This is a genomic window from Streptomyces sp. NBC_00207, assembly GCF_045160965.1.
Classification (GTDB): Bacteria; Actinomycetota; Actinomycetes; order Streptomycetales; family Streptomycetaceae; genus Streptomyces.
Genome location: NZ_CP130715.1, coordinates 1,572,255 through 1,596,202 on the forward strand (window position 1 = coordinate 1,572,255; position 23,948 = coordinate 1,596,202).

Below are 23,948 nucleotides of genomic sequence, written 5' to 3' on the forward strand. Positions count from 1 at the left end.
CGACAGTGGAGATCCTCTGATGACGAACCCCGCCGAGAGACTGGTCGATCTGCTCGATCTGGAGCAGATCGAGGTCAACATCTTCCGCGGCGCGAGCCCGCAGGAATCCCTCCAGCGCGTCTTCGGCGGCCAGGTCGCCGGCCAGGCGCTGGTGGCTGCGGGCCGCACCGTCGAGAGCGACCGCCCGGTCCACTCACTGCACGCGTACTTCCTGCGCCCCGGCATCCCCGGGGTGCCGATCGTGTACCAGGTGGAGCGGGTGCGCGACGGGCGGTCCTTCACCACGCGCCGGGTCACCGCGGTCCAGCAGGGCAAGACGATCTTCAATCTCACCGCCTCCTTCCATCAGCCGGAGGAGGGCAGCATCGAGCACCAGCTGCCTCCTCACCACGTCCCCCATCCGGACACGCTCCCCAAGGTCGCGGACGAGATCCGCGAGCACCTCGGGTTGCTGCCGGAGGCGCTGGAGCGGATGGCCCGCCGCCAGCCCTTCGACATCCGGTACGTGCACAGGCTCCGCTGGACTCCGGAGGAGCTCAAGGGCGCCGACCCCCGCAGCGCGGTGTGGATGCGCGCGGTCGGCCCGCTGGGCGACGACCCGCTCGTGCACACCTGCGCCCTGACCTACGCCAGTGACATGACCCTCCTCGATGCCGTGCGCATCCCCGTGGAGCCCCTGTGGGGCATGCGCGGTTTCGACATGGCCTCGCTCGACCACGCCATGTGGTTCCACCGGCCGTTCCGGGCGGACGAGTGGTTCCTGTACGACCAGGAGTCACCCATCGCGCACGGCGGGCGCGGTCTCGCCCGGGGCCGGATCTACGACGTGGAGGGCAGGCTGCTGGTCTCCGTGGTCCAGGAGGGCCTCTTCCGTCCGTACCCCGCCAAGCCGTCCGACCCGGCCCGGCCGTCCGAGCCCGCCCCGAAGAACTGAGCACGCCCATGGCCACCTCCGCCCTCCCCTGCCCCTGCGGGCTGCCCGCCGCGTACCCGGAGTGCTGCGGCCGCTTCCACTCCGGGGCCCAGCAGGCACCCACCGCCGAGCGCCTGATGCGCTCCCGGTTCAGCGCCTTCGCCGTCGGCGACACCGCCTACCTCCTGCGCTCCTGGCACCCCTCGACCCGGCCCGCCCATCTCGACCTGGACCCCGGGACGCGCTGGGAGCGGCTGGAGATCCTCGCCACCGAGCGCGGCGGGATGTTCGAGACGGAGGGCTCTGTGGAGTTCCGGGCCCACTACCGCGAGGGCCGGCACACGGGCTCGCTGCACGAGCACAGCAGCTTCTCCCGTGAGGCCGGGGCCTGGGTCTACGTCGGCCCCCTCTCCCCCGTCGACTTCGACTGATCCCGCGCGCCCGTCAGGGCGAAGTCCAGGCTGGTGCGGTACCAGCGGATCTCGTCCGGCGGCCCGGCCTTCAACAGCCCCAGCGCCACCGCCGCGGACGCCGGGAGCTGCGGATGCCCGTAGGGCGGGGGCGGTGCGAGCGCGGCCAGGACGATCCGCTCCGCCGGGTCGGGCACGGCCTCCCGCAGCTCGTCCTCGGGGAGTACGGAGGCCAGTACGGCAGCGCGCTCCCAGGGGTCGGCGGTACGTCTCAGCAGCAGCCCGACGTGCCGCCCTCGCCACCGGCGCGGGCGCAGATCCGCCTTGGCCGCCATGAGCTCCCGGTCGGCCGGAGGTGCGATCCCGCTCAGCATCCCGGGCTCCCGCACCGCGAACGTTCGTAGCTCTGCGGCCAGATAGAGCCACACCACGGCCCGGTACCGGTTGATCCGGTAGCCGACCGGGGTGACGTGCCCGCAGCGCGCGAGGCGGGTGAACCGGCTCGGGCCGACCCCCAGGACCTCGGCCGCGGCCCCCGCTCCTGCCACGGCCTCGACCTGCTCGCGCAGCCCGTCCGGTCCGCCCGCGGCCGTCCTGGCCCGGTCCAGCTCCGCCCGTGCGTACCGCGCGGCCCCGCCCGTCGCCGGCCGCCCCGCCCGCACGATCCCCAGCTGGACGGCCCTGGCGAACTCGCTGCGGCTCAGCCCCAGTTCCCCGGCGGCCTGCACGCCGCCCACCAGCACATCCACATCACCGCCACCGCCTTGGACAGCCGCGGCCTTCTCCACGCGCTCGGTCACCTCGGCGTCCCGCAGCGCGGTCCCCATCTGCATCATCACGGTCCTCCCCCACGAGTGGCGATTACTCTGTGTGAAGACCGTAACTCAGTGCAACGACGTCCCGCGCGGCCTGTGGACAACCCTCCGGAGCGGCCCCGCCCCCCCAGAGTCGGCCGCCGGGCTCACCCGGCGGACTCAGTCGCCGCTCAGACGCGACGCCGCTCAGCCGCCGGTGATGCGCCGCTCCGCGACGCCCAGGTGCTCGCCCACCCGGTTGACCAGCAGCGTCATCTCGTACGCGACCTGGCCGATGTCCGCCTCGGCCGCGCTCAGCACGCACAGGCTGCTGCCCGCACCCGCCGCCATGACGAAGAGGACCCCTTCGTCGTACTCGACCATCGTCTGCCGGACCTCGCCGGCCCTGAAGTGCCGCCCGGACCCCTTCGCCAGGCTCTGCAGACCGGCCGCGACGGCCGCCAGGTGCTCGGCGTCCTCCCGCGCCAGTCCCGCGCTCGCCCCCGTCACCAGGCCGTCGTTGGACAGCACCACCGCATGCCGCACCTGCTGGACCCTGCGCGTCAGGTCGTCCAGCAGCCAGTCCAGTTGCTTGTCCAGTGCCATTCCCAGCCCCTCCCCGTTGACGCGGCCTCCCGGCCGCGCCCCACCCCGCGTAGTCGTGCCGCAAGCCTTCCCCACCAGCGCCTTTCGAGCAAGGAGGATGTCCCCATGGCGAAGAAGATGACTCAAGAGGAGTGGCGGGCGTTCGTCTCGCATTCCACCCGCACCGGAAAGCTCTCCACCGTCCGCGAGGACGGCAGCCCGCACATCGCCCCCATCTGGTTCGTGCTGGACGGCGATTCCTTCGTGTTCAACACCGGCAAGGACACCGTCAAGGGGCGCAACCTGGCCCGCGACGGCCGGGTCGCGCTCTGCGTGGACGACGACCGGCCGCCGTTCTCGTACGTCGTGCTCCAAGGCCGCGCCGAGATCAGCGGATACGCCGACGACGCGGACGAGTTGCTCACCTGGGCGACCCGGATCGGCGCCCGCTACATGGGCGAGGAGCGCGCGGAGTCCTTCGGCCGTCGCAATGCCGTCCCGAGCGAACTCCTCGTCCGGGTCCCGATCGACAAGGTGATCGCCTTCGCCGGCATCGCGGACTGACCGGTCCCGAGTGGAGCCGCAGGCCGGTTCACACGGAATCGGCCTGTGGCTCCACCGACTCCAGCAGCCGGGCGGTGTGCACCCGCCCGGCGTACTCGACCAGCCTGATCAGCACTTCCTTCCCCGAGTCCTTGTCCCGCGCGTCACACAGCACCACCGGCGTCCCCTGTTCCAGATCCAGCGCCCGCGACACGTCGTGCGCCCCGTACCGCCGCGCGTCCGTGAAGCAGTTGACGGCCACCACGAAGGGGATGCGCCGGTGCTCGAAGTAGTCCACCGCCGGGAAGCAGTCCTCCAGCCGCCGCGTGTCGGCGAGCACCACCGCGCCGAGCGCACCCTGCGACAACTCGTCCCACAGGAACCAGAACCGGTCCTGCCCCGGGGTGCCGAACAGGTACAGGGCCAGCCCGGAGCGGATGGTGATCCGCCCGAAGTCCATGGCCACGGTGGTCGTCGTCTTCTGGTCCACGCCGCCCGTGTCGTCGACCAGTTCGCCCGCCTCGCTCAGCAGCTCCTCCGTCCGCAGCGGACGGATCTCGCTCACCGCGCCCACCATGGTGGTCTTGCCGACCCCGAAGCCGCCCGCCACCAGGATCTTCAGCGCGAGCGAGGCCAGTTCGGCCTCCTCCCGGGGGCCGGGATCCACGTCCACGTCCACGTCGACGTCCGGGCCCGGGGCCGATCCGGCAGGTCCGTTGTCATGCTGTCCCATCAAAGCGCTCGCAATCCCTCGATGACTTCACGCAAAATCCGCTCGTCCGGCAGTTGTGCGGGCGGTACCGGCCGGCTGACCTTGACGTGCCCGCCCTCCAGCAGGTCCCCGAGCAGGACCCGCACCACCCCCACCGGAAGGTCGGCGTCGGCGGCGAGTTCCGCCACCGACTGGGTCTCGGACCGGCAGAGTCCGAGCAACGCCCGGTGTTCGGGCCCGAGCAGCGACTCGGCCGCCTCGTCCGCGCCCTCCGGATCCACCACGACCAGCGCGATCAGATCGAAGCGGACCCCGTGGGGTCCCGGCTTCGTGCGGCCGCCGGTCATGGCGTACGGACGGACGAGCGGGCCCGCCTCGGCGTCGTACCACTGGCCGTTCATGTGCCGGACCGCCGCCCTCAGCCGGCAGCCGGCGGCCGCGCCGCGAACCGGGGCGGCGTGTAGAGGTGCTCGCCGACCCGCTTCACCAGACGGGCCATCTCGTAGGCGATCAGGCCGATGTCGGCGCTGGCGGCGCTGAGCACGGCGAGACAGGAGCCGTCTCCGGCGGCCGCGACGAAGAGGAAGCCCTCGTCCATCTCGACCATCGTCTGGCGCACGCCCCCGGCGTGGAAGTGCCGGCCCGCGCCCTTGGCGAGGCTGTGGAAGCCGGAGGCCACCGCCGCAAGGTGCTCGGCGTCCTCCCGGCTGAGCGCACTGGAGGCGCCGACCGCCAGCCCGTCGTTGGAGAGGACCACGGCGTGCCGGACCTCTCGGACCCGGCGCACCATGTCGTCCAGCAGCCAGTCCAGTTCGCCGGACCTGCGTACCCCGTCCAGGTCGATCCTCTGGTGTTCGATCATCACAGTTCTCCTTCGCTGCCTGCGTGGGGGGAGTTCTCCTGGGCGCCGCGGACCCAGCCGGCCCGGTAGGCCGCCATCCGGTCCCGGGCCTGCTCCGGGCTGCGGCCCGGCGGGTCCTCGGGGACGCGGGCACCGGCGGGGGCCTTGGGGGCCGGGGCCTCCCGGAGCTGCGGGACGAGGCTGGCCTGGCGCACCCGGCGCGGCAGTTCCGTCACCGAGGCCGAGGGGGCCGACGCCGCCTGGGTACGGGGAACCGCGCCGCCGGGGGCGCGCGGCCGCAGCGGCGCCACGGGGGCCGGGCGCTGCTCCTCGGGTGCGGGGGTCCGGTCCGGAGCCGGGGCAGGAGCCGGAGCCTGCGCCGGATCCGGAGCCGGGATGCCGCGCGGGTCCTCCCGTACCGCCGAGCCGCGCGCGTCCTCCCGTACGACGGTCATGGTGTGCGGCGGCTCCGCCTGCGCCGCCGGCTCCGGTGGCGGCGCGGCGGCCGGGTGCTCGGGGCCGGGGCGGGTGGCGGGGCCGGGGGCGCCGACCGTGAGGGCGCCCTGGAGCATGGAGTTCGGCAGGAGCACCACCGCGGTGGTGCCGCCGTAGGGCGACGTGCGCAGGTGGACCTTCACTCCGTGGCGGGCCGCGAGGCGGCTGACCACGAAGAGCCCGAGCCGGTCGCTGTCGAAGAGGTCGAGCGCCTCGGACTGCTCGATGCGGCGGTTGGCGTCGCCGAGGGTTTCGCGGCCCATGCCGAGCCCGCGGTCCTCGACCTCCAGGACGTAGCCGGCGCCGACGGGTTCGCCGCTGACCCGGACCTTGGTGTGGGGCGGGGAGAACTGTGCGGCGTTCTCGATGAGTTCGGCGAGCAGGTGGGTGAGGTCGGCGACGGCGCCCCCGACCACGGCGGCCTCGGCGAGCTGGCGGACCTCGATGCGCGGGTACTCCTCGATCTCGGAGACCGCGGCCCGTACGACGTTGGTGAGGGGGACCGGCATCCGCCAGGCCCGGCCCGGGGCCGCGCCCGACAGGATGATCAGACTTTCCGCGTGCCGGCGCATCCGGGTGGTGAGGTGGTCGAGGCGGAAGAGGTCGCCGAGCTCGTTCGGATCGTCGGCGCGCCGCTCCATCGAGTCGAGCAGGGTGAGCTGCTTGTGCACGAGGACCTGGCTGCGGCGGGCGAGGTTGACGAAGACGCCGGAGATCCCGCTGGCGAGCTCCGCCCGCTCGACGGCGGCGCTGAGCGCGGCCCGGTGGACGGTGCCGAGCGCCTCGCCGACCTGGGTGATCTCGTCGTCGGCGGGCGGCCCGGGCGGGGTCTCGGCGGTGACGTCGATGTCCTCGCCGGCGCGCAGCCGTTCCATGGCCTGCGGGAGTTTGCGATGGGCGATCTCCAGGGCCGTGTTGCGCAGCGAGACCAGCTCCACGACCAGCGCGCGGCCGATCCGTACGGAGATGACGAGCGAGGCGGCGACCGCCGCCAGGCCCAGCAGTACGGCGGCGCCGGCCGGGCTCAGCGCCCCTTCGGCGAGCGGGTCGGCCCGGTCGGTGGCCGCGGCGTGCGCGGACTCCTCGATCTCCAGCATCGAGGCGCCGATGCCGCTGTGGGCGGCCTCCCAGCCGGCGGGCGCCCCTCGGCTGTCCTTGGAGGTGCCGGCGGCCAGCGCACGGTCCTCGGCGCCGGTGAGGTCGGCGTAGGCGGCGCTCTTGGCGACGGACTGCCAGGCGGCCTGCTGGGCGGCGGGAAGGTCGCGGGCCGCGGAGTCGGTGAGCGCACGGCGCGCCTCGATGGCGCCGGTCAGCTGCCGAAGCGTTTCGGCGGTACGCGGGCCCGGTACGGCGAGCAGGGCGTCCTCCCGCGACAGGAGTTCCCCGGCGCGGGCGAATTCGAGCAGGACGCGGGCGTCGGGGCCGAGTTCGGCGTCCTCGCCGCCGGTCAGGGCGCCGCCCACGGCGAGGGCGGAGTCGACCACGCGGGTGTAGATCTCGTAGGCCGCCTCGGGGGTGGCGCGGCGGTCGGTGATGTCCTTGCGGGCCGATTCCAGAGCCTCGGCGGCGGCGACGAACGTGCCGAGGCGGACCACGATGTCGGAACGGTATTCGCCGGAGTCGGCGACGGTGTGCCGGTCGCCGAGCCGCAGCCGCCGGACGGCGCTGTCGGTGCGGCGGGCCAGCCGGTCCAGGGTTTCGGGGTCGGCGGTGGGGTCGGCGATGAGGCGGATGGCGGCCCGCCGCTCGGCTTGGAGTTCGGTGACGGCGGCGGCGACGGGGGTGCGTATCTCGGCGTCGGCCTGGTGGATGCGGCTGAGGCGGGCGATGTCCTGGGCGGTGGTGACGGTGGCGAAGGCCCAGAGGGCGAGGAGCGAGACGACCGGGACCATCAGCAGGGAGACGATCTTCGCGCGGACGGTGGCGGGGCGCAGCCGCAGGCGGGGTCCGCGTTCGCGCGGTGCGGCCTGGGTGCCCGGGCGGGGCTGGGGTGCCTGGTTCTCCGCCGTTTCCTCGGCGGGCGGTCCCGCGTGGGCCCGGCGGCCGCGTGCCGGGGGCGCGGGCAGCCGCGGCGCCGCTGCTTCCGGTTTTCTGCGGGGTGTTCGCATGGGCTCCTCGTTCCGGGCGGTGCCTACGGGTGCGGTGGCGGGGGGCGGCGGTTGGGTGCGGGGCCGACGTTCGGCGGGGGGCGGATCAACGGGGCGGCGGGGCGGCGGCTCCGGACGGGAGGGGCCGGAAGCCGGATCAGTGCGCGGGCACGGTGTGCTCCCCGAGGTGCTGGGCGGCCGAAGCGGAGGCGGCCCGCTCGTCGGCCGTCGGGGAGAGTGCGACGAAGGCGGCGGTGATGAACAGGTAGGAGCCCAGGCCGACGGCGAGCGGGAAGATGAACTGCATGGCCGTGGCGCCGGGCAGGGCCGCGTCCGAGGGGCTGACGCTGACCGCGACGGCCATCATCCCGGTGTAGTGCATGCTGCTGACCGCGGCGCCCATGACGAGCGAGGCGACGGCGACGGCCACCGGTGACTTGATGTTGAGCGCGGCCCACAGGGCCGCGGTGGCCGCGACCACGGCGATGGCGACGGAGAGGCCCACGGTGAGCGGGTCGTAGGAGACCTCGCCGTGCAGCCGCAGGGCCGCCATGCCCAGGTAGTGCATGCTGGCGACGCCCAGCCCGGTGGTGAGGCCGCCCAGGACGAGCGACCGGCCGCGGTCCTTGCCGTAGCCGACGGCGAAGACCCCGGCGCCGACGACCAGCACGGCGACGAGCAGGCTGAGGATGGTGAGCGGCACGTTGTAGTGGATCTCGGTGCCGTTGACCTCGAAGCCGAGCATCGCGACGAAGTGCATCGTCCAGATGCCGGTGCCGATGGCGGAGGCCGCGGTGAGGAGCCAGTTGCGGCGGGAGGCGCCCGTCGCGGCGAGCGCGCGGACGGTGCAGCGCAGCCCGAGGGCGGCACCGATCGACGCCATCACGTATGACAGCGCGGGTGTCAGCCACCCGTAGGCGGCGTGGTCCAGATGTCCCAGGTGTCCCATGGCCAACGGACGCTAGTCCGGGTGAGAGCGCGAACTGGGGGCGCATTTCGAAAGACGCTGGAACTGCTGGAATATGACAGAGCTACGTTCATCTTCGATCACACCACGTGCCACCTTGCGCACGGTCCGCAGGCACTCGGGCGTACGCCGGTGCGGGATCATGGGCGCATGAGCGAAGACCACACACACGTGCAGGAGTTCTTCGGGGCGCGCGCCGCCGACTGGGACCGCAAGTTCCCCGCCGACGGGCCCGCCTTCGCCACCGCCGTGGCCGAGTTCGGGCTGCGGCGCGGGGACCGGGTGCTCGACGCGGGCTGCGGTACCGGCCGGGCCCTGACCGCGCTGCGGGCCGCCGTGGGGGACGCCGGAACGGTGCTCGGCGCCGACCTCACCCCGCAGATGCTGGCCGCCGCGCAACGGGCCGGGCGGGGCGCCGAGGGCACCCTGCTGCTCGCCGACGTGGCCCGGCTGCCGCTGCGCGACGGGGTGCTGGACGCGGTGTTCGCCGCCGGGCTCATCGCCCACCTGCCGGACCCGGGGGCGAACCTGCGCGAGCTCGCCCGGGTGGTCCGCCCCGGCGGCCGGCTCGCACTCTTTCACCCGATCGGGCGAGCGGCCCTCGCCGCTCGCCATGGCCGCGAGCTGACCCCCGAGGACATGCGGGCCGAGCACAATCTCGGCCCGCTGCTGGCGGGTTCGGGCTGGGAGATGACCTCGTACGCCGACGAGGACGCCCGCTTCCTCGTGCTGGCCGTACGCCACCCGTGACCTGCGTCGGTACGCCGACTCCGCGCCCGGGGTCCGCTGACGCCCCCGGGATCACGCCGGAGGCTGTGCCTCCGCTCCGGCGGGCCGGCGGGGATGCGGAACGGGGCAGCCGCCCGAGCCGGGCACCGGGAACGTGCCGAGCTCGCCCACGTCGTAGCCGTCGGGGTACCCCTTGATCTCCGGGTTCTGGCGGGCGTAGTGCGGGTCCCGGCGCGGGGGCAGCAGCCGCACCGCGCGGCCGCGCAGCCACAGGGCGCCGTGGACCAGCCGCCGGACCCGGGGGCGCGGGGCCTCGTACCGGAAGGCGCCCAGCAGCGGCTCGTCGAGGAGGGCGAGGCTCGCGCGGCGCACGGCGGGGGCGAGCGGCGTCGGGTACCAGGAGGCCATCAGGTCGAGCGTGGAGTCGGCGACCTTGCGGGCGCCCTCGTCCCAGCCGAAGTGGGCCTCCTCGTAGGCGTTCAGGGTGTCCTCGAACTCCTCGTAGGAGTCCGGGATGTCCGTGATGCCCAGGTGCCGGCCGAGGGTGGCGTAGTAGTTGGCACACGCCCGGCGCTCGTGGTGGGTCAGCGGGCGCCAGCCGTATGCATCGAGCCAGCGCGCCGGGATCACCACGAAGGTGCACAGGACGTAGCGCATGTCCTCGTTGGAGATGTCGTAGCTGCGGTGCATCTGGTTGACGCGGCGGATCGCGGTGCGCGCGGTGTCGCTCTCGAAGCCGTGCTCGACGACCGCGTCCAGGAGCAGCGCCGTGTCGTCGTAGCGCTTCTGGGTCCGGTCGGTGAACTCGGCGGTCTCGGCCAGCAGACCGCCGATGCTGGGCACGGCATATGTCCGGAAGAGGGCGAGTTCCAGGGCCCGGGTGAAGTCCCAGGGGAACTCGTAGGTGGCGGTGAGCCGGTAGATGGCGAGGAAGTCCTTGTCGGGGTCGAGACGGAGGATTTCCCTCAGCCGGTCGTAACGCTGCACCGGGTGTCCCTTTCTGTGGCGGGTTCCCAACTCTACGTGCAGGTAGCAGCCTTGGAAATCGTCGCCCGCCAGCTCTCGACGCGCGGGTTACCCGCTGGTTAAGGTGCGCCGACGAAAGAGCTACCAGGAGGCCAGGTGTCCGACGACGAGGGTGGCGGCTCCCTGTATGTGCTGACCGCCGTGCTGCTGACGCCCGCGCAGTTCCCCAGCATCCTGGGCGACGACTTCCCCGAGGCCTGCTCCCTGCTCGGCGTGGCGCCGAGCGGGGACGGGTACGGGCTGGTGCTCGGCCAGGACGAGGAGGGCGCGCGCTGGACGGTCGTCGTGGACGACGTCTCGCTCGTGGCCACGGCCATCGCCTCCTGGGACTGCGGGATGGAGTACGACCTGTCCCCCGACGAGCGGTCGATCGTGGTCTCGCTGGCGGGCTGGCCGCTGGAGCTGTCGGTGGCGGCGGCCGGGATCCCCGAGCCGCACGATCCGGAGCAGGGCGCGGACGGCACGGGGCGGGTGCCGCTGGCGCCGCCCTCGGCGGAGGCATGGGGGCCGGTGCAGCGACGGATGGGCGCGGACCAGATCGCGCGGGAGTGGTCGGACTGGCGCGAGCGCGTGGCCACGGACGGCGGGGCGGCCGCCGCCGCCCACCCCGGGCTCGCACGCGCGCTGGAGGAGGCCCTGGCGTACACGCGGACCCCGCCGCCGCCCGGCAGGGTGCGGTCCTCGTTCGCCAGCGAGGGGGCGCGGACCCTGCGGGTGGACGGGCCGGGCTGGTCGCTGGTGGGGCGGACCGGTGATGCGGCCTTCGTCCTGCTGGACGAGGAGCCGAGCGAGGTGCTCGCGGTCCCCCAGGAGGGGGATCCCGGCCTGCCGGAGCTCCTGACGGCGCTGGACCGGGTCGCGGTCCGCCCGTCATGACCCGACCCTGCCCGGCATGACCTGGCCTCACCCGGCATGGCGCAGCCCGGGCGTCCACGTGGTGGGATCGGACGGGCTCGACGCACTCCGGTCCTCCGACCGAAGGCGTGGGTGGGCGAGTTCGGGCCACGGAACGAGCCGCGGCAGCCGGAGTGGGTGACGGCCTTGATCCACGGCCCCCGCCGAACGGTTCGTCGCCCCATGGCGGGCCGTCGCAACCAGCGACAACAACCCATGATCGAAAAGAACCGGCCAGGCGGACCGAAAATCGCTCTGGATCCCCCTCCTCCGGAATGATCGAATCGGCCAGTCACGCGGCTCAAAGGGTGTGCACCGCACCCCTTCAGCCCATTCCACGACGGAGGCCGCTCTTGAATTCCATGTCGTACCTGGACCTGCACCGGGAAGTCTCGCAGGGCATCGATGCGGAGATCGAAACCGCCCTGGAGCGGCTCGGTCCGCTTGCAGTCACCACACGGAACACGGTGGCCAAGCTCTTGGAGCAAAGGAAACTGAGACATCCTCTCTCGGTGCTGCCTCTGCTCACGCACGCCATAGAGACGGGAAATCCCGGTCCGGCCATTCCGCTCTCCGCCGTGCACCTGCTGTGGTGGACCTCGGCCTGCTACCTCGACGACCTGGCCGACGCCAACGGCGCGTCCATCTCCGGTGAGCTCACCGACAACGAGGCTCTGCTCGCCTCCGTCATCACCGGTAACGCGCTCCCCATTCAGATCATCCTGTCGCAGGAGCTTCCGGAGGAGGCTCGCAGTGCGCTGATAACGGAACTCCTGCACGGGTGGATCATTGGTGTCGACGGACAGATCGACGACATGCGCGGGGACATCTGCAGCGCCTCGCGCAAATCGGTGATCGAGACGTATCGCGGCAAATCCGGCGCGCCTTTCGGAATGATCACGGCGATGGCCGCGATCTTTTCGGGAACGACCACCGAAAAGGTGGAGCTGTGGCGTGAATTCGGCTACGTCTTCGGCATCCTGTGGCAGATTTTCAACGACCAGGAAGACATCCTTTCCGGTCGCGACGAGGACCTGCTCAACGGCACGGTGACATACCTCCTCGCCTCGGTGATCGAAGACGCCTCTCCCGCTTCCCGCGAGCACATGCTGGGGCTGTGCACCGCCGCCGGACGCTCCATTCCGGCCAGGGCGGAACTCGCGAGCCTCCTGCGCACACCCACCGCCCTCGACCGCTACCGGGCGGAGATCGACGGATTCCGCGCCGAGGCGTACCGCATTCTGGACGAACTGGGCGGCGACGAGACCTACTTGCAGGTGCTGCGGCACCTCGTGGACCACGCGTCGCAGATGCTGCTCGAAGCTGACCTCGCGCCGGCCGCCGCGAGCGACGCCGCCTGATCCCACCGCCTGGGCGGGCCGCCCCGAAACGTCCGCTCATCGGCCGCACCCGCCGGGCTCCGCACCGCGTCCGGAGCCCGGCCTCTCCGCAAGGCGCCCGGGCAGAACCGCACGGCCCGGTCCGCCGGCCGGGCCGGGTGCGTCCGTGCCGCAGCCGCCGTCAGCGGCCGATCTGCTTCCTGGATATACCCCGCACCCGACGCCGCTGGGAGGAGTCCAGCAGGAAGTAGGCCGCAGCCGGCACACCGATCAGGACCAGCAGCCCGGCCCAGAACCCCACCGTCCAGAACAACACGATGGCTGCCACGACTCCGGCAACCGCGACTTTTCCGCTCGTGGACATCTGCGGACACCTCCTCCTGATGTCGACCACTACCCCCTCAACGTGCCGCAGTGACCGCGCGTTCCCCGGCACATCAACGGTCTTCGAAGTCGACCGGTTCGCGGCCCCGCCCCCGCCGCCGGGCCGCCGCGGTGGGGTACTGTCGGCCGCCTCGCCCCCGGTAGTCAACTTTGAGGAATGCGTGCGCTCCGAGATCTCCGACCTCCTCCACCGCTCCGCCGTCTTCCTCCCCGGCGAGCCGGCCCGCACCGGCCGGATCGCCCTCTGGCCGGTCGACAGGGAGTTCCTCGAGGCCGCCCACGCCGATGCCAAGGCCAAGGCCAAGGCCGGTGCCGCTGCCGGTGCCGGCAGCGGCAGCGGCAGCGGCAGCGGCAGCCTCGAGGAACTCACCGTCGTCACCCCCGACCTGCACCGGACCCCCGTGACCGCACTCGTGCTGCCCGTGGCGGAGGCCCTGCCCCTGCTCACACGCGCCCGGGCCGCCGCGGCGGCAGCCGCGGCCGACAGCGGCGGGTCCGGCGACACCGGCCCTTCCGGCGCGGCGTTCTGGGGCACCGCCGCGCTGCTCGCCCTGCGGTTCGCCGCGCAGGGCCGGCTCCTGCCCGGTCTGAGCCCCGCCGGTCACGACGCCTGGCGGATCGGCCCGCTGGAGGCCTCCGATCTCGACGAGGTCCGGGAACTGGCCGCCGCCATGCCGCCCGGCGCCCACTGCGTCCCGCTGGACGTGGACGGGCCGCCCCGGCTGCCCACCCCGGAGCCGCTGCTCCACGCCTTCCTCGACGCCGTCGCCGACACGCTGCCCCGCTCCCCCGCCGCCGTCGAGGCCGTCGGCGGGCCCGCCTTCGCCGCCCGGCCGCCGCAGCTCCACCCCGAGCTGCGTGACTGGGCCGCCGAGGTGGCAGCCGGCCACGACGCCGGAGTACGGATCTCCCTGCGGATCGAGCTCGACCGGACCCTCGACCCGACCTCCGACCCCGCCGCTCCCGCCTTCCGTGCCGTCCTCCAGATGCACAGCCTGGGCGACTCCGCCCTGGTCGCCGATGCCGCCGACGTCTGGGCCGGATCCGGAGCCGCCGCGGCCGCCTTCCCGCCCGGTGCCCGGCTGGACGCCCTCCGCGCCCTGCGCCGCGCCGCCCGGCTGTGGCCCCCGCTCGCCCCGCTGCTGGGCGCGGCCGTCCCGGACTCCGTCGAACTCGCCGACGAGGAGGTCACGGAGCTGCTCGGCGCAGCCGCCGCGGCACTGGCCGCGGAGGGGGTCCAGGTGCACTGGCCGCGCGGGCTCGCCCGCAGCCTGAGCACCCGCGCCGTCGTGGGCTCCCCCGACACCGAGGGGCCCGGCCTCCCCTCCGGCCTGCTCTCCCCCGATGCCCTGCTCTCCTTCAGCTGGCGCCACGCCCTCGGCGGCCAGGGCGACCTCACCCGCGCCGAGCTCGACCACCTGGCCGAGGCGAAGCGGCCCCTGGTCCGGCTGCGCGACCAGTGGGTCCTGATCGACCCGGCCGAGGCCCGCCGGGCCCGCGCCCGCCAGGACCTCGACGTGACGGCCGCGGACGCACTGGCCGCCGTACTCACCGGGTCGGCGGAGGTCGGCGGCAAGCGGGTCGACGTAGAGGCCACCGGTGCGATGGAACGGCTGCGGGCGCAGCTCGCCGGCGAGCTGCGGGCCGACGATCCGCAGGCGTCCGACGATCCGCAGGCGTCCGACGATCCGCAGGCCTCCGACGACCTCGCCGCACCGCCCGAGCTGCGGGCCACCCTGCGCGACTACCAGCTGCGCGGCCTGCGCTGGCTGGCCCGGATGACCTCGCTCGGCCTCGGCGCCTGCCTCGCCGACGACATGGGCCTCGGCAAGACCGTCACCCTCATCGCACTCCACCTGCACCGCAACCGGCAGGGCTCCGCCACCGCCGGGCCCACCCTCGTGGTGTGCCCGGCCTCGCTGCTGGGCAACTGGCAGCGGGAGATCGAGCGGTTCGCGCCCGGCACCCCCGTACGCCGCTTCCACGGTCCCGGCCGCACCCTCGCGGGCCTCACCGGTTCCTCCGGTTCTGCGGGTTCCACCGGTTCCGCCGGGGGCTTCGTGCTCACCACCTACGGCACGATGCGCCTGGACGCGCCCGAACTCGCCGCCACCGGCTGGGGCATGGTCGTGGCCGACGAGGCCCAGCACGTCAAGAACCCGCATTCCTCGACCGCCAAGGCCCTGCGCACCATTCCGGCCCGGGCCCGCGTGGCCCTGACCGGCACTCCCGTCGAGAACAACCTCTCCGAGCTGTGGGCCGTCCTCGACTGGACCACGCCCGGGCTCCTCGGCCGTCTCGGTACCTTCCGCTCCCGCTACGCCGAACCCGTCGAGAGCGGCCGCGACCCGCAGGCGGCGGCCCGGCTGTCCGCGCTCGTACGGCCGTTCCTGCTGCGGCGCAAGAAGTCCGACCCCGGCATCGCGCCCGAGCTGCCGCCGAAGACGGAGACCGACCACACCGTCGCCCTCAGCCGCGAACAGACCGGGCTCTACGAGGCCGTCGTACGCGAGACCCTCGCCGCGATCTCGGAGGCGGCCGGGATGGAGCGGCGCGGCCTGGTGGTCAAACTGCTGACCTCCCTCAAACAGATCTGCAACCACCCGGCCCACTTCCTGGGCGAGCACGGTTCGGGGGAGCACGGGGACCGCGGACGCGCCGGCGGCGCCCGCTCCGGCAAGCTGGAGCTCCTCGACGAACTCCTCGACACGATCACGGCCGAGGGCGGCTCCGTCCTCGTCTTCACCCAGTACGTGACGATGGCCAGGATCCTGGAGAAGCACCTCGCCGGCCGCGGCATCGCCTCGCAGCTGCTGCACGGGGGGACTCCGGTGCCGCGCCGGGAGGAGCTCGTCGACCGCTTCCAGGCCGGCGAGGTGCCCGTCTTCCTGCTGTCCCTGAAGGCGGCGGGCACGGGGCTGAACCTCACCCGGGCCGGCCATGTCATCCACTTCGACCGCTGGTGGAACCCGGCCGTCGAGGAACAGGCCACCGACCGCGCCTACCGCATCGGCCAGACCCAGCCCGTACAGGTCCACCGGATCATCGCCGAAGGCACCGTCGAGGACCGCATCGCCCGGCTCCTGGAGCGCAAACGCGCGCTGGCCGACGCCGTCCTCGCGGGCGGCGAGGGCGCGCTGACCGAACTGACCGATGCCGAACTGGCCGAACTCGTGGCGCTCCGCGCGCCGCACGGGGAGTGAGCGATGAGCACCCACGACCCGCACCACGAACACGAGAAGCGCGGGCAGCACGAGAAGACGTTCCCGGCGCTCCCGCCCGCCCCCGGCCGTGCCTTCGCCCGCACCTGGTGGGGCCACGCCTGGCTGCGCGCCCTGGAGGACAGCGCGCTGGACGGGGAGCAGGTCAGGCAGGGCCGCCGGTACGCGCGCGCGGGTGCGGTGGGCGCGGTCTCTGTGCGCCCCGGCGGGCTCACCGCGGTGGTGCGCGACCGGGACGGCATGGCGCACCGGACGGACGTACTGGTGCAGGAGTTCACGGAAGCGCAATGGGACCGGCTGCTGGGTCTGGCGGCCGCGGAGTCGGGGTACATCGCGGCGCTGCTGGACCGGGAGGTCCCGCCGGAGCTGGCCGAGGACGCGGCGGCGGCCGGGGTGGAACTGCTGCCCGGCATCGGGGACCTCGATCCGCGCTGCGACTGCGGCGAGTGGGACCACTGCCCGCACACGGCCGCGCTCTGCTACCAGGTGGCCCGGCTGCTGGACCAGGACCCGTTCGTGCTGCTGCTCCTGCGCGGGCGCGGCGAGCGCGACGTGGTGGGCGAGCTGGAGGAGCGCAGCACGGCGGGCGCGCAGGCCCCGCGGGTGCCGTCCGCCGACGCGGGTGTCCCGGCGGCGCAGGCGTACGCGGCGCAGCGCCCGCTGCCGCAGCTGCCACCGCCGCCGCGGCTGCCGGACGCGCCGGGGCAGCCGCCGACGCTGGACACCGAGGGCGAGGCGGAGCCGGAACTCGACGTGGACGCGGTGGAGTTCCTGGCGCAGGCGGCCGCGACCGAGGCGTACCGGCTGCTGGCGGAGGCGGTGGCTCCGGGCCACGCCGACCGCACCGTGCCGGCCCCGCTCACGGTTGCCGAAGACGCCGTACGACTCACGGCCGAGGCCGATGACTTCCGGGTCCGTTCCCGCCTGGCCGCGGCTACCGGACGCAGCCGGGCCGATATGGAACTGGCCGTACGCGCCTGGGGCTTCGGTGCGGCCCCGGGCCTGGCGGCGCTGGAGGGCGACTGGACGCCGGACCGGACGACGCTGGCCCGAGCCCGCGCGGCCCTGGCCGCCGCCTGGGCGGACGAGGAGGCTCCGGTGCTCCGCAGGGTCCGCGCCCGCTGGACGGAGGCGGGCACCGGCCGCCAGCTCCGGCTGGGCCGGGAGGGGCGCTGGTGGCCGTACCGCCGCGAAGGGGACCGGTGGATCCCGGCGGGCCCGTCGGCGCCGGACCCGGCCTCGGCGCTGGAGGCCTTTCCCGGCGGGTGAGGTTCCGGCGCGAAACGGCCGACGTGGCGCGGGGCAGCGGCAGGCTCTGGTCGGGCAGCCGGATCACGTTGCCGTGACCCGGCTACCCCCAAGCCAGGCACGGCTTGCGCTGACGGCCCGGTGGCCGGCCTCAGGCGGGTTTGCGCCACACGGAGATGTGCTTCGCGGAGTCCTGGGTGAACGGCGCCCCGTCCCAGTCCGCGACGCGGCGTTCCAGCTCGAGCCCGGCGATCCGTGCCATCAGGTCGAGCTCCGTCGGCCAGACATACCGGTGCCGGGAGTCGTCACGGCGGTAGCGGCCGTCGTCGCCGTCGCGGGTGAAATGGTGCGAGACGAGGATCTGCTCGACCAGGTCGAAGGTGTCGAAGCCGAGGTGCTGCTCCGAGACGTCGAACGGCACCGCGACCTGGCCGGGCGGCAGGAGCCGCAGCGGCGGCACGCCCAGCTCGATGACGAATCGGCCGCCGGGCTCCAGATGGCGTGCGGCGTTGCGGAAGCACTCGACCTGCTCGTCCTGCGTGAGCAGGTTCGTGATGGTGTTGTAGACGAGATAGACCAGGGTGAACTCGCCGGGGACGACGGTGGTGGCCATGTCCCCGATGACGACCGGGAGCACGTCCTCGTCGATCTTGCGCCGCAGCACCGCTGCCATGTGCTCGGACAGTTCGATGCCCACGACCGGCACGCCGCGTTCCCGGAGCGGGACGCCCACGCGTCCGGTCCCGATGGCGAACTCCAGTGCCCGGCCGTCTCCGGCAAGCTCGGTGAGGAAGGCGAGGGTCGGTTCGAGAACCGCGGCCGAGGACGTCTCGGTCTCCTCGGCGTCGTAGCGGTCGGCGGTCGCACGGGTCCACAGCTCACTGCTCGTCACGGGCGGCCACTTTGCCGGGTACTTGGGGGCGCTGTCGACGCATTAACGCTGTCGTGGTGGCCGACGGGGCGCGGAGGCAGTGGCCGACGTACGGCTTGCCGGGGCCCCGTGCCGGGACGACGATGGAGCGTTCCGGGTACCGCGGCACGCGGGAGGGTGACATGGCCGATCCGTCGGTGGCGCTGCCGGGCGGGGCCGATCCGGCCGCGCGGACGCGCGAACTGCGGCGGGCGCATGCCGTGTTCACGCAGGACGGCCGGGTCGAGGCGCCGGTCCGGGGGGTCATCGCGCGGTCCTGGCGGCGGTGCGCGCGGGCCCGGCTCAGCCCGGAGTGCGCACCCCGGGTGGAGCTGGCGGAGGCGGAGCTGCGGTCGTACCGCGAGGAGCACCCGCTGGCCCGGGCGATGCCGTTGTTCCGGGACCTCGTCGGGGCGTTCGCCGCGCACGGGGCGCACCTGCTGGCGGTGTGCGACGCGCGGGGCAGTCTGCTGTGGGTGGAGGGCGAACCGGGCACGCTGCGGCGGGCGGAGCGGCTCGGTTTCGTGCCGGGTGCGCGCTGGGCGGAGACGGCGATGGGCACCAACGCGCCCGGTACGGCCGTCGCGGTGGGCGAGCCGGTGCAGGTCTTCGGGGCCGAGCACTTCAGCCGCCGGGTGCACCCGTGGACCTGTGCGGCGGCCCCGGTGCGGGATCCGCGGACGGGCAGCGTGCTGGGCGCGGTGGACATCACAGGCGGCGACGGCCTCGCCCACCCCCACTCCCTCGCCTTCGTGCAGGCGGTCGCCAGGGCGGCGGAGGCCCAGCTGACGTTGCTCGCCCCCGGCCCGCCGGCCGCCGGGGACACGCTGGCGGCCCTCGGCCGGGACCAGGCGCTGCTGGTCGCGGGCGGGCGCAGGGTACGGCTCGGCCGGCGGCACAGCGAGATCATGGCCCTGCTCGCGCACCATCCCGAGGGTTTGTCGGGCGAGGAGCTGGCGATCGCCCTGTACGAGGACGAGTCGGTGTCACCGGTGACGTTGCGCGCCGAGATGTCCCGGCTGCGCGCGCTGCTCGGCCCCGTGGCGCCGCTCTCGCGCCCCTACCGCGCGGCCGGTCCGCTGGCCGCCGATTTCACTGCGCTGACGCGGCAGTTGGCTGCCGGAGCGGTCTCCGCGGCGCTCCACCACTACCCGGGGCCGCTGCTGCCCGCCTCCACGGCGCCCGGCATCGTGCGGCTGCGCCGCCGGATCGAGGACCAGGCGCGGGCCGCCGTGATCGCCCGGGCCGATGCCGGGCTGCTGACCGACTGGGTGTGCAGCCCGTGGGGCGCGGACGACCCGGAGGCCTGGCGGGCGCTCGCCGCGGCGCTGGCGCCCGCGGACCGGTCGGCCGCGCTGGCCCGCGTACACGCCCTGGACCGTGAGCTCGGTGCGTCGCAGGGGGACGGAGTGGCGGCGGCACCGCGTCGCGGACGGCGCGCAACGTATCCGCAACCTGCCCGCTCCTAGCCTCCACCCGAGCGCCGTCCGACGGTGGGCGGCGCCCGGCAAAGGGAGGACACCATGGCCCGTTACGCTGCGCCCGGTACCGAGGGGGCGCTCATGTCGTACGCGTCCCGCTACGGCCACTTCATCGGCGGCGAGTACGTCGAGCCCGCCCTCGGCCGCTACTTCGACAACCCCTCCCCCGTCAACGGGCAGCCCTTCACCGAGGTCGCGCGCGGCAGCGCCGAGGACGTGGAGCGGGCGCTGGACGCGGCCCACGCCGCGGCGCCCGCCTGGGGGCGGACGTCCATCACCGAGCGGTCCACGATCCTGCTGCGGATCGCGGACCGGATGGAGCAGAACCTGGAGTCCCTCGCCCTCGCCGAGAGCTGGGAGAACGGCAAGCCCATCCGCGAGACGCTCGCCGCCGACATCCCCCTCGCGATCGACCAGTTCCGCTACTTCGCGGGGGCGCTGCGCGCGCAGGAGGGGGCGCTCAGCCAGATCGACGAGGACACGGTCGCCTACCACTTCCACGAGCCGCTGGGCGTGGTCGGCCAGATCATCCCGTGGAACTTCCCGATCCTGATGGCGGTGTGGAAGCTGGCCCCGGCGCTGGCGGCCGGCAACACCGTCGTACTGAAGCCGGCCGAACAGACCCCTGCCTCGGTCCACTACTGGCTGGGCCTGGTGTCCGACCTGCTGCCGGCGGGCGTCGTGAACATCGTCAACGGCTTCGGCGAGGAGGCCGGCAAGCCGCTCGCGTCCAGCCCGCGCGTGGCGAAGATCGCGTTCACCGGGGAGACCGCGACGGGGCGGCTGATCATGCAGTACGCGGCCGAGCACCTGAAGCCGGTCACCCTGGAGCTCGGCGGCAAGAGCCCGAACCTCTTCTTCGACGACATCTGGTCGACGGACGACGACCTGCGCGACAAGGCCCTGGAGGGCTTTGCCATGTTCGCGCTCAATCAGGGCGAGGTGTGCACGAGCCCGTCGCGGGCCCTGATCGAGCGGGGCCGCTACGGGGACTTCCTCGACGCGGCCGTGGCCCGCACTGAACTGATCGTGCCGGGGCACCCGTTGGACACGGACACGATGATCGGCGCGCAGGCCTCCGAGGAACAGCTGAAGAAGGTCCTGTCGTACGTGGAGATCGGCCAGCAGGAGGGCGCGAAGATCCTCACGGGCGGCGGCCGCATCGACCACGGCGGCGACCTGGCGGGCGGCTACTACGTCCAGCCGACCATCTTCGAGGGCGACAACCGCATGCGGATCTTCCAGGAGGAGATCTTCGGCCCGGTGGTGTCGGTGACCTCCTTCCAGGACTTCAACGACGCCGTACGGATCGCCAACGACACGGCGTACGGCCTGGGCGCGGGCGTCTGGACCCGCGACATCAACACGGCCTACCGCGCGGGCCGCGCGATCCAGGCGGGCCGGGTCTGGACGAACTGCTACCACGCCTACCCGGCCCACGCGGCCTTCGGCGGCTACAAGCAATCCGGCATCGGGCGCGAAACCCACAAGATGATGCTGGAGCACTACCAGCAGACGAAGAACTTATTAGTAAGCTATTCCCCCAAAAAGATCGGCTTCTTCTAAAGTTTGAGCACGGTGTCTGACCTGCGTAAAAGACCGGTCGGGCACCGATCTCTGGTCTCACGACAGCTCCCGAAGCCAGGTGATTTCAGGGTTCACTTGCCTCCAATACCCCACTTCATAGAGAAGATCCGGGCCGTGCACGGGCCAGCCCGATCGCCGGCTCACCGCGCGTACCAGCAGACACTGGCCACCTTCGCAACCAGCTGGCCCACCACCGACGCACGGTTGACCGCTTCATCCCTGCTCTCAACTGTGGCGGACATCTGTCGGCTTCTCCTCGCCGCTCTGGCATGCGTCGGGTGCCCGGTGCTCACCTCCGGGAATTCCGTGCGCAAAGACCACTCGGATTCGGGACTCCGCAGGCCTGACGAGTGAGCGCGCGGGTGACCCTGACCGCGTCCGCCGTTGCTCGTACGTCGTGAACTCGGGCCGTCCGGCGCCTTGGTGTGCAGCGATGGCTGACAGGGCGGCCACGTTCCATGAGAGCCAGGATTCGCTCCCCTGCCGCCAGACGCGGGGAGACCTGCTGCAGGCAGCCGACTCCGCTCGGCGTCACAAGGAGAGGTAGTAGTTGCCGACCGCCGACAGGTATCGGTGGTCGGCTGTCTCGCTGTCGGTGGTGAAGCGGGGAGCTGCTCTGATCTGCTCCCGACTCGGCGCGACCTTCACCGTCTGCGCTTCGGTGTCGATGACGGTTATTGCACCCGCCGGGATCAGCACGCTCTGGCCGAACACCCACGCGCCGGTGTCGACCACCAGGTGCTGCATGCCGGGCTGGTCCTGCTGGCGGTCCACGTGCCCGATGACGCCGTCAGCGGCCTCCACGGTGAAGCCCACCAGCGAGTGCCGGGACGTATAACCGCTGTCCTGCGCATACATCCACACACTGCTCACAGATTCGTCTCCTCACCCTCGACAACCAGGCCCAGGGCCTCTCGGGTCGTATCGCCCCTCCTCATTCCCCGGCATGCGCCGGACAATCGAGGGCTGCCAGTGAGGGCCTCAATGGGGCATGGGGCCGAGCGACATCCCGGCTGGCGCTCGCAAGCGATGCGCCCCGGCCGGAACACGACCACAGGAACCCGTACGCGCGTCGCTCGTGCGGTTAGCGGCCGCAGCCAGGCCGCCCCCGTCTGGCCTTTGCGGCGGCCAACCGGCCGCCGGCCTCGCAGTCGTCCACGGCAGATGGCCGGCACGCACGGTCCCTCCGGCTGAAGCCTTGCGGCGCGGCAGACCGGTCTGGACACAGACCAGGGCCGCGCAGCAGACGCTGCGCGGCCCTGGTCCGGTATGCATCGGATCCCGCCGACACCGAAGGCGTCCGCTGTCCGGACGGAAGGGTGGGCGCCCGCAGAGTCCGGAGACGGGGTGGCGAAGCTCAGGCCGGGTTGATGTTCTCGGCCTGGGGGCCCTTCTGACCCTGGGTGACGTCGAACGTGACGACCTGGCCTTCCTGGAGCTCGCGGAAGCCCGAGGAGTTGATCGCGGAGTAGTGGGCGAAGACGTCCGGGCCGCCACCGTCCTGAGCGATGAAGCCGAAGCCCTTCTCCGCGTTGAACCACTTCACAGTTCCCGTAGCCATGTCTCTTGCCTTCCAGTCGATGAACGCCTCCCACACCATGCGGAAGACGGAGGTGATCGCCCTGGTTCCTGCGGCACAGCACAGCAAAGCGCCCACGCCGAAAAGCGTGGGCAAAGGGAACTTCCGAACCACGACAGCTGACGCAAACGCTACACGCCCACAACACCCCGTCACCAGAGGGAGCGGGCACGCGTCGTGCGCGTGCCGCACCCCGCGGCCATCGAGGGATCGGGCGGCCATCAGTCCTTCTCATGTGCCGCTGCCCGGGCAGGACGGTTAACGGGTTTGCGTGTGGCGTTGGCATCACCTCGGAGAAGCCCACAGTGGGGCAGGTGGCCCGACCGCATCGCAGCTGCGCCCGTGCGAAGGGGGTGTCCTGCAGGCCGGCAGGATCGTTTTGACGATCGTGACGGATCATCATTGGGAGCCTTCCAGCCCCCGGGCCGAGGTGGGCAGCGGTAAGCGCAGAGCCGAGGCTCGTATTCCGGAGCAGACGCCCCGTCGGCCTTTCGGCCACCCCGCACACGCCCGTGCCCAGGTCACCGCAGAGGCTCAGGACCAGGCCACACCCTTGTACACACAACTCGCCGCGGAATGGGCAGCCCGCGGCGCCACCGTCCCCTGCCTCCCCGACCCCCTGTGGCAGCGCCTGACGTCCATCGAACACCTCGAACGGGAGACTGAAACCACCCTGCGTCAGCTCCACCTGGCAGGAATCGCCCAGCCCACTGAAGGCCCGCTGGGCACCGATCAGCCGTGGACACTCACGTGATCCACTCATCGCTCGTGTGCCAGGGCTGCTCTGGCACCCTCTACGCCGTCTCCACCGCCCATACCCACTTCGCGCACCTGCTCAGCTGGGAGGTCGACCACGACCACACACCCGCCTGCTGTCCCCTGCGTCCCTTCCTGCCGCTGACAGGTGAAGCCGATCACATCCACGAACTCGCCCACGCCGACCGCGTCCTGACCACACCGACCTGACACTGCCCGGGACAGTCGACAGACACGGGAAACATGCGAGGGCGCCACCCACAAGCGGCATCTCCAGCTGATGTCGATGCGTAAGCGGGCGGGGGCGGTTGTCGAGGCACCTGCGGACCGCGTCCCGGGACGGCAGGCGCGGTCTCTCCCGGTCGCGTTCACCAGCCGAGGCGGATGAAGCCCTAGCGGCCGCGAGGACCACCGTGCAGGGGTGGGGGCGGGCGGCCTGCCGAGGG

At 72.8% G+C, this 23,948-nt stretch carries 23 protein-coding genes; 11 read left to right on the plus strand and 12 right to left on the minus strand.

Annotated elements, in window-relative coordinates; translation table 11 throughout:
• Window positions 1-19 precede the first annotated feature (19 nt).
• Window positions 20-934: an acyl-CoA thioesterase gene (locus OG472_RS07745; RefSeq protein ID WP_405828678.1), complete on the plus strand. Its 915-nt coding sequence runs from the start codon at window positions 20-22 to the stop codon at window positions 932-934.
• An 8-nt stretch (window positions 935-942) separates the two neighbouring features.
• Window positions 943-1,344 carry a YchJ family protein gene (locus OG472_RS07750; RefSeq protein ID WP_383570856.1) on the plus strand — a complete coding sequence of 134 codons (402 nt, stop codon included), beginning with the start codon at window positions 943-945 and terminating at the stop codon, window positions 1,342-1,344.
• On the opposite strand, the gene OG472_RS07755 is transcribed toward OG472_RS07750, so the two are convergent.
• Both OG472_RS07755 and OG472_RS07760 read right to left on the minus strand, forming a co-directional pair.
• On the minus strand, window positions 1,308-2,159 hold the full coding sequence (locus OG472_RS07755; protein ID WP_405941204.1) for a DUF6397 family protein: 852 nt from the start codon (window positions 2,157-2,159) through the stop codon (window positions 1,308-1,310). The two genes, OG472_RS07750 and OG472_RS07755, sit on opposite strands and share 37 nt — an antisense overlap.
• A 165-nt stretch (window positions 2,160-2,324) precedes the next feature.
• Complete coding sequence (locus tag OG472_RS07760) at window positions 2,325-2,723, minus strand: roadblock/LC7 domain-containing protein (RefSeq protein ID WP_030384197.1); 399 nt, start codon at window positions 2,721-2,723, stop codon at window positions 2,325-2,327.
• A gap of 105 nt (window positions 2,724-2,828) precedes the next feature.
• Between OG472_RS07760 and OG472_RS07765 the strand changes: the two genes are divergently transcribed.
• On the plus strand, window positions 2,829-3,266 hold the full coding sequence (locus OG472_RS07765) for a PPOX class F420-dependent oxidoreductase (RefSeq protein WP_401604027.1): 438 nt from the start codon (window positions 2,829-2,831) through the stop codon (window positions 3,264-3,266).
• Between the two features lie 28 nt (window positions 3,267-3,294).
• On the opposite strand, the gene OG472_RS07770 is transcribed toward OG472_RS07765, so the two are convergent.
• The 5 genes from OG472_RS07770 to OG472_RS07790 form a co-directional block, all read right to left on the minus strand.
• Entirely contained in the window at window positions 3,295-3,978 is a 684-nt protein-coding gene (locus tag OG472_RS07770) for a GTP-binding protein (RefSeq protein ID WP_405941205.1), read from the minus strand.
• Complete coding sequence (locus tag OG472_RS07775; protein ID WP_401604032.1) at window positions 3,978-4,358, minus strand: DUF742 domain-containing protein; 381 nt, start codon at window positions 4,356-4,358, stop codon at window positions 3,978-3,980. Before OG472_RS07775 ends, OG472_RS07770 begins: the two co-directional genes overlap by 1 nt.
• A 17-nt stretch (window positions 4,359-4,375) precedes the next feature.
• Window positions 4,376-4,819 carry a roadblock/LC7 domain-containing protein gene (locus tag OG472_RS07780; RefSeq protein ID WP_319733760.1) on the minus strand — a complete coding sequence of 148 codons (444 nt, stop codon included), beginning with the start codon at window positions 4,817-4,819 and terminating at the stop codon, window positions 4,376-4,378.
• Entirely contained in the window at window positions 4,819-7,401 is a 2,583-nt protein-coding gene (locus tag OG472_RS07785; RefSeq protein ID WP_405941206.1) for a nitrate- and nitrite sensing domain-containing protein, read from the minus strand. Before OG472_RS07785 ends, OG472_RS07780 begins: the two co-directional genes overlap by 1 nt.
• 136 nt (window positions 7,402-7,537) lie before the next feature.
• Window positions 7,538-8,320, minus strand: coding sequence for an MHYT domain-containing protein (locus tag OG472_RS07790; RefSeq protein WP_401604544.1), 783 nt, complete (start codon window positions 8,318-8,320; stop codon window positions 7,538-7,540).
• Window positions 8,321-8,497: 177 nt separating this feature from the next.
• On the opposite strand from OG472_RS07790, the gene OG472_RS07795 reads away from it, so the two are divergent.
• Window positions 8,498-9,097, plus strand: coding sequence for a class I SAM-dependent methyltransferase (locus tag OG472_RS07795; protein WP_401604037.1), 600 nt, complete (start codon window positions 8,498-8,500; stop codon window positions 9,095-9,097).
• A gap of 51 nt (window positions 9,098-9,148) precedes the next feature.
• On the opposite strand, the gene OG472_RS07800 is transcribed toward OG472_RS07795, so the two are convergent.
• The gene (locus OG472_RS07800) at window positions 9,149-10,063 is read right to left on the minus strand and encodes an oxygenase MpaB family protein (RefSeq protein ID WP_401604038.1); all 915 of its coding nucleotides are present in this window, start codon (window positions 10,061-10,063) and stop codon (window positions 9,149-9,151) included.
• Window positions 10,064-10,198: 135 nt separating this feature from the next.
• Between OG472_RS07800 and OG472_RS07805 the strand changes: the two genes are divergently transcribed.
• Both OG472_RS07805 and OG472_RS07810 read left to right on the plus strand, forming a co-directional pair.
• Window positions 10,199-10,978 (plus strand): hypothetical protein, encoded by a 780-nt coding sequence (locus tag OG472_RS07805; protein WP_405941207.1) that lies wholly within the window; start codon window positions 10,199-10,201, stop codon window positions 10,976-10,978.
• Between the two features lie 380 nt (window positions 10,979-11,358).
• Entirely contained in the window at window positions 11,359-12,357 is a 999-nt protein-coding gene (locus OG472_RS07810; protein ID WP_405941208.1) for a polyprenyl synthetase family protein, read from the plus strand.
• Between the two features lie 160 nt (window positions 12,358-12,517).
• On the opposite strand, the gene OG472_RS07815 is transcribed toward OG472_RS07810, so the two are convergent.
• Window positions 12,518-12,700 carry a hypothetical protein gene (locus tag OG472_RS07815; protein WP_319721643.1) on the minus strand — a complete coding sequence of 61 codons (183 nt, stop codon included), beginning with the start codon at window positions 12,698-12,700 and terminating at the stop codon, window positions 12,518-12,520.
• Between the two features lie 181 nt (window positions 12,701-12,881).
• On the opposite strand from OG472_RS07815, the gene OG472_RS07820 reads away from it, so the two are divergent.
• Window positions 12,882-15,923, plus strand: coding sequence for a DEAD/DEAH box helicase (locus tag OG472_RS07820; RefSeq protein WP_405941209.1), 3,042 nt, complete (start codon window positions 12,882-12,884; stop codon window positions 15,921-15,923).
• A 3-nt stretch (window positions 15,924-15,926) separates the two neighbouring features.
• A complete protein-coding gene (locus OG472_RS07825; protein WP_405828687.1) occupies window positions 15,927-17,210 on the plus strand; it encodes an SWF or SNF family helicase in 1,284 nt (427 codons plus the stop codon).
• 130 nt (window positions 17,211-17,340) lie between these two features.
• Here OG472_RS07825 and OG472_RS07830 read toward each other — a convergent pair whose 3' ends face one another.
• Window positions 17,341-18,081, minus strand: coding sequence for a class I SAM-dependent DNA methyltransferase (locus OG472_RS07830; RefSeq protein ID WP_405828689.1), 741 nt, complete (start codon window positions 18,079-18,081; stop codon window positions 17,341-17,343).
• A gap of 161 nt (window positions 18,082-18,242) precedes the next feature.
• Between OG472_RS07830 and OG472_RS07835 the strand changes: the two genes are divergently transcribed.
• Both OG472_RS07835 and OG472_RS07840 read left to right on the plus strand, forming a co-directional pair.
• Window positions 18,243-19,568, plus strand: coding sequence for a GAF domain-containing protein (locus tag OG472_RS07835; RefSeq protein WP_405941210.1), 1,326 nt, complete (start codon window positions 18,243-18,245; stop codon window positions 19,566-19,568).
• Between the two features lie 54 nt (window positions 19,569-19,622).
• Window positions 19,623-21,146, plus strand: coding sequence for an aldehyde dehydrogenase family protein (locus tag OG472_RS07840; RefSeq protein WP_405941211.1), 1,524 nt, complete (start codon window positions 19,623-19,625; stop codon window positions 21,144-21,146).
• Window positions 21,147-21,698: 552 nt separating this feature from the next.
• On the opposite strand, the gene OG472_RS07845 is transcribed toward OG472_RS07840, so the two are convergent.
• Window positions 21,699-22,025 (minus strand): PRC-barrel domain containing protein, encoded by a 327-nt coding sequence (locus OG472_RS07845; protein WP_405943151.1) that lies wholly within the window; start codon window positions 22,023-22,025, stop codon window positions 21,699-21,701.
• Between the two features lie 499 nt (window positions 22,026-22,524).
• Window positions 22,525-22,728 carry a cold-shock protein gene (locus OG472_RS07850; RefSeq protein WP_008735947.1) on the minus strand — a complete coding sequence of 68 codons (204 nt, stop codon included), beginning with the start codon at window positions 22,726-22,728 and terminating at the stop codon, window positions 22,525-22,527.
• Window positions 22,729-23,484: 756 nt separating this feature from the next.
• Here OG472_RS07850 and OG472_RS07855 point away from each other — a divergent pair.
• Window positions 23,485-23,712: a hypothetical protein gene (locus OG472_RS07855; protein WP_314246256.1), complete on the plus strand. Its 228-nt coding sequence runs from the start codon at window positions 23,485-23,487 to the stop codon at window positions 23,710-23,712.
• Window positions 23,713-23,948 lie beyond the last annotated feature (236 nt).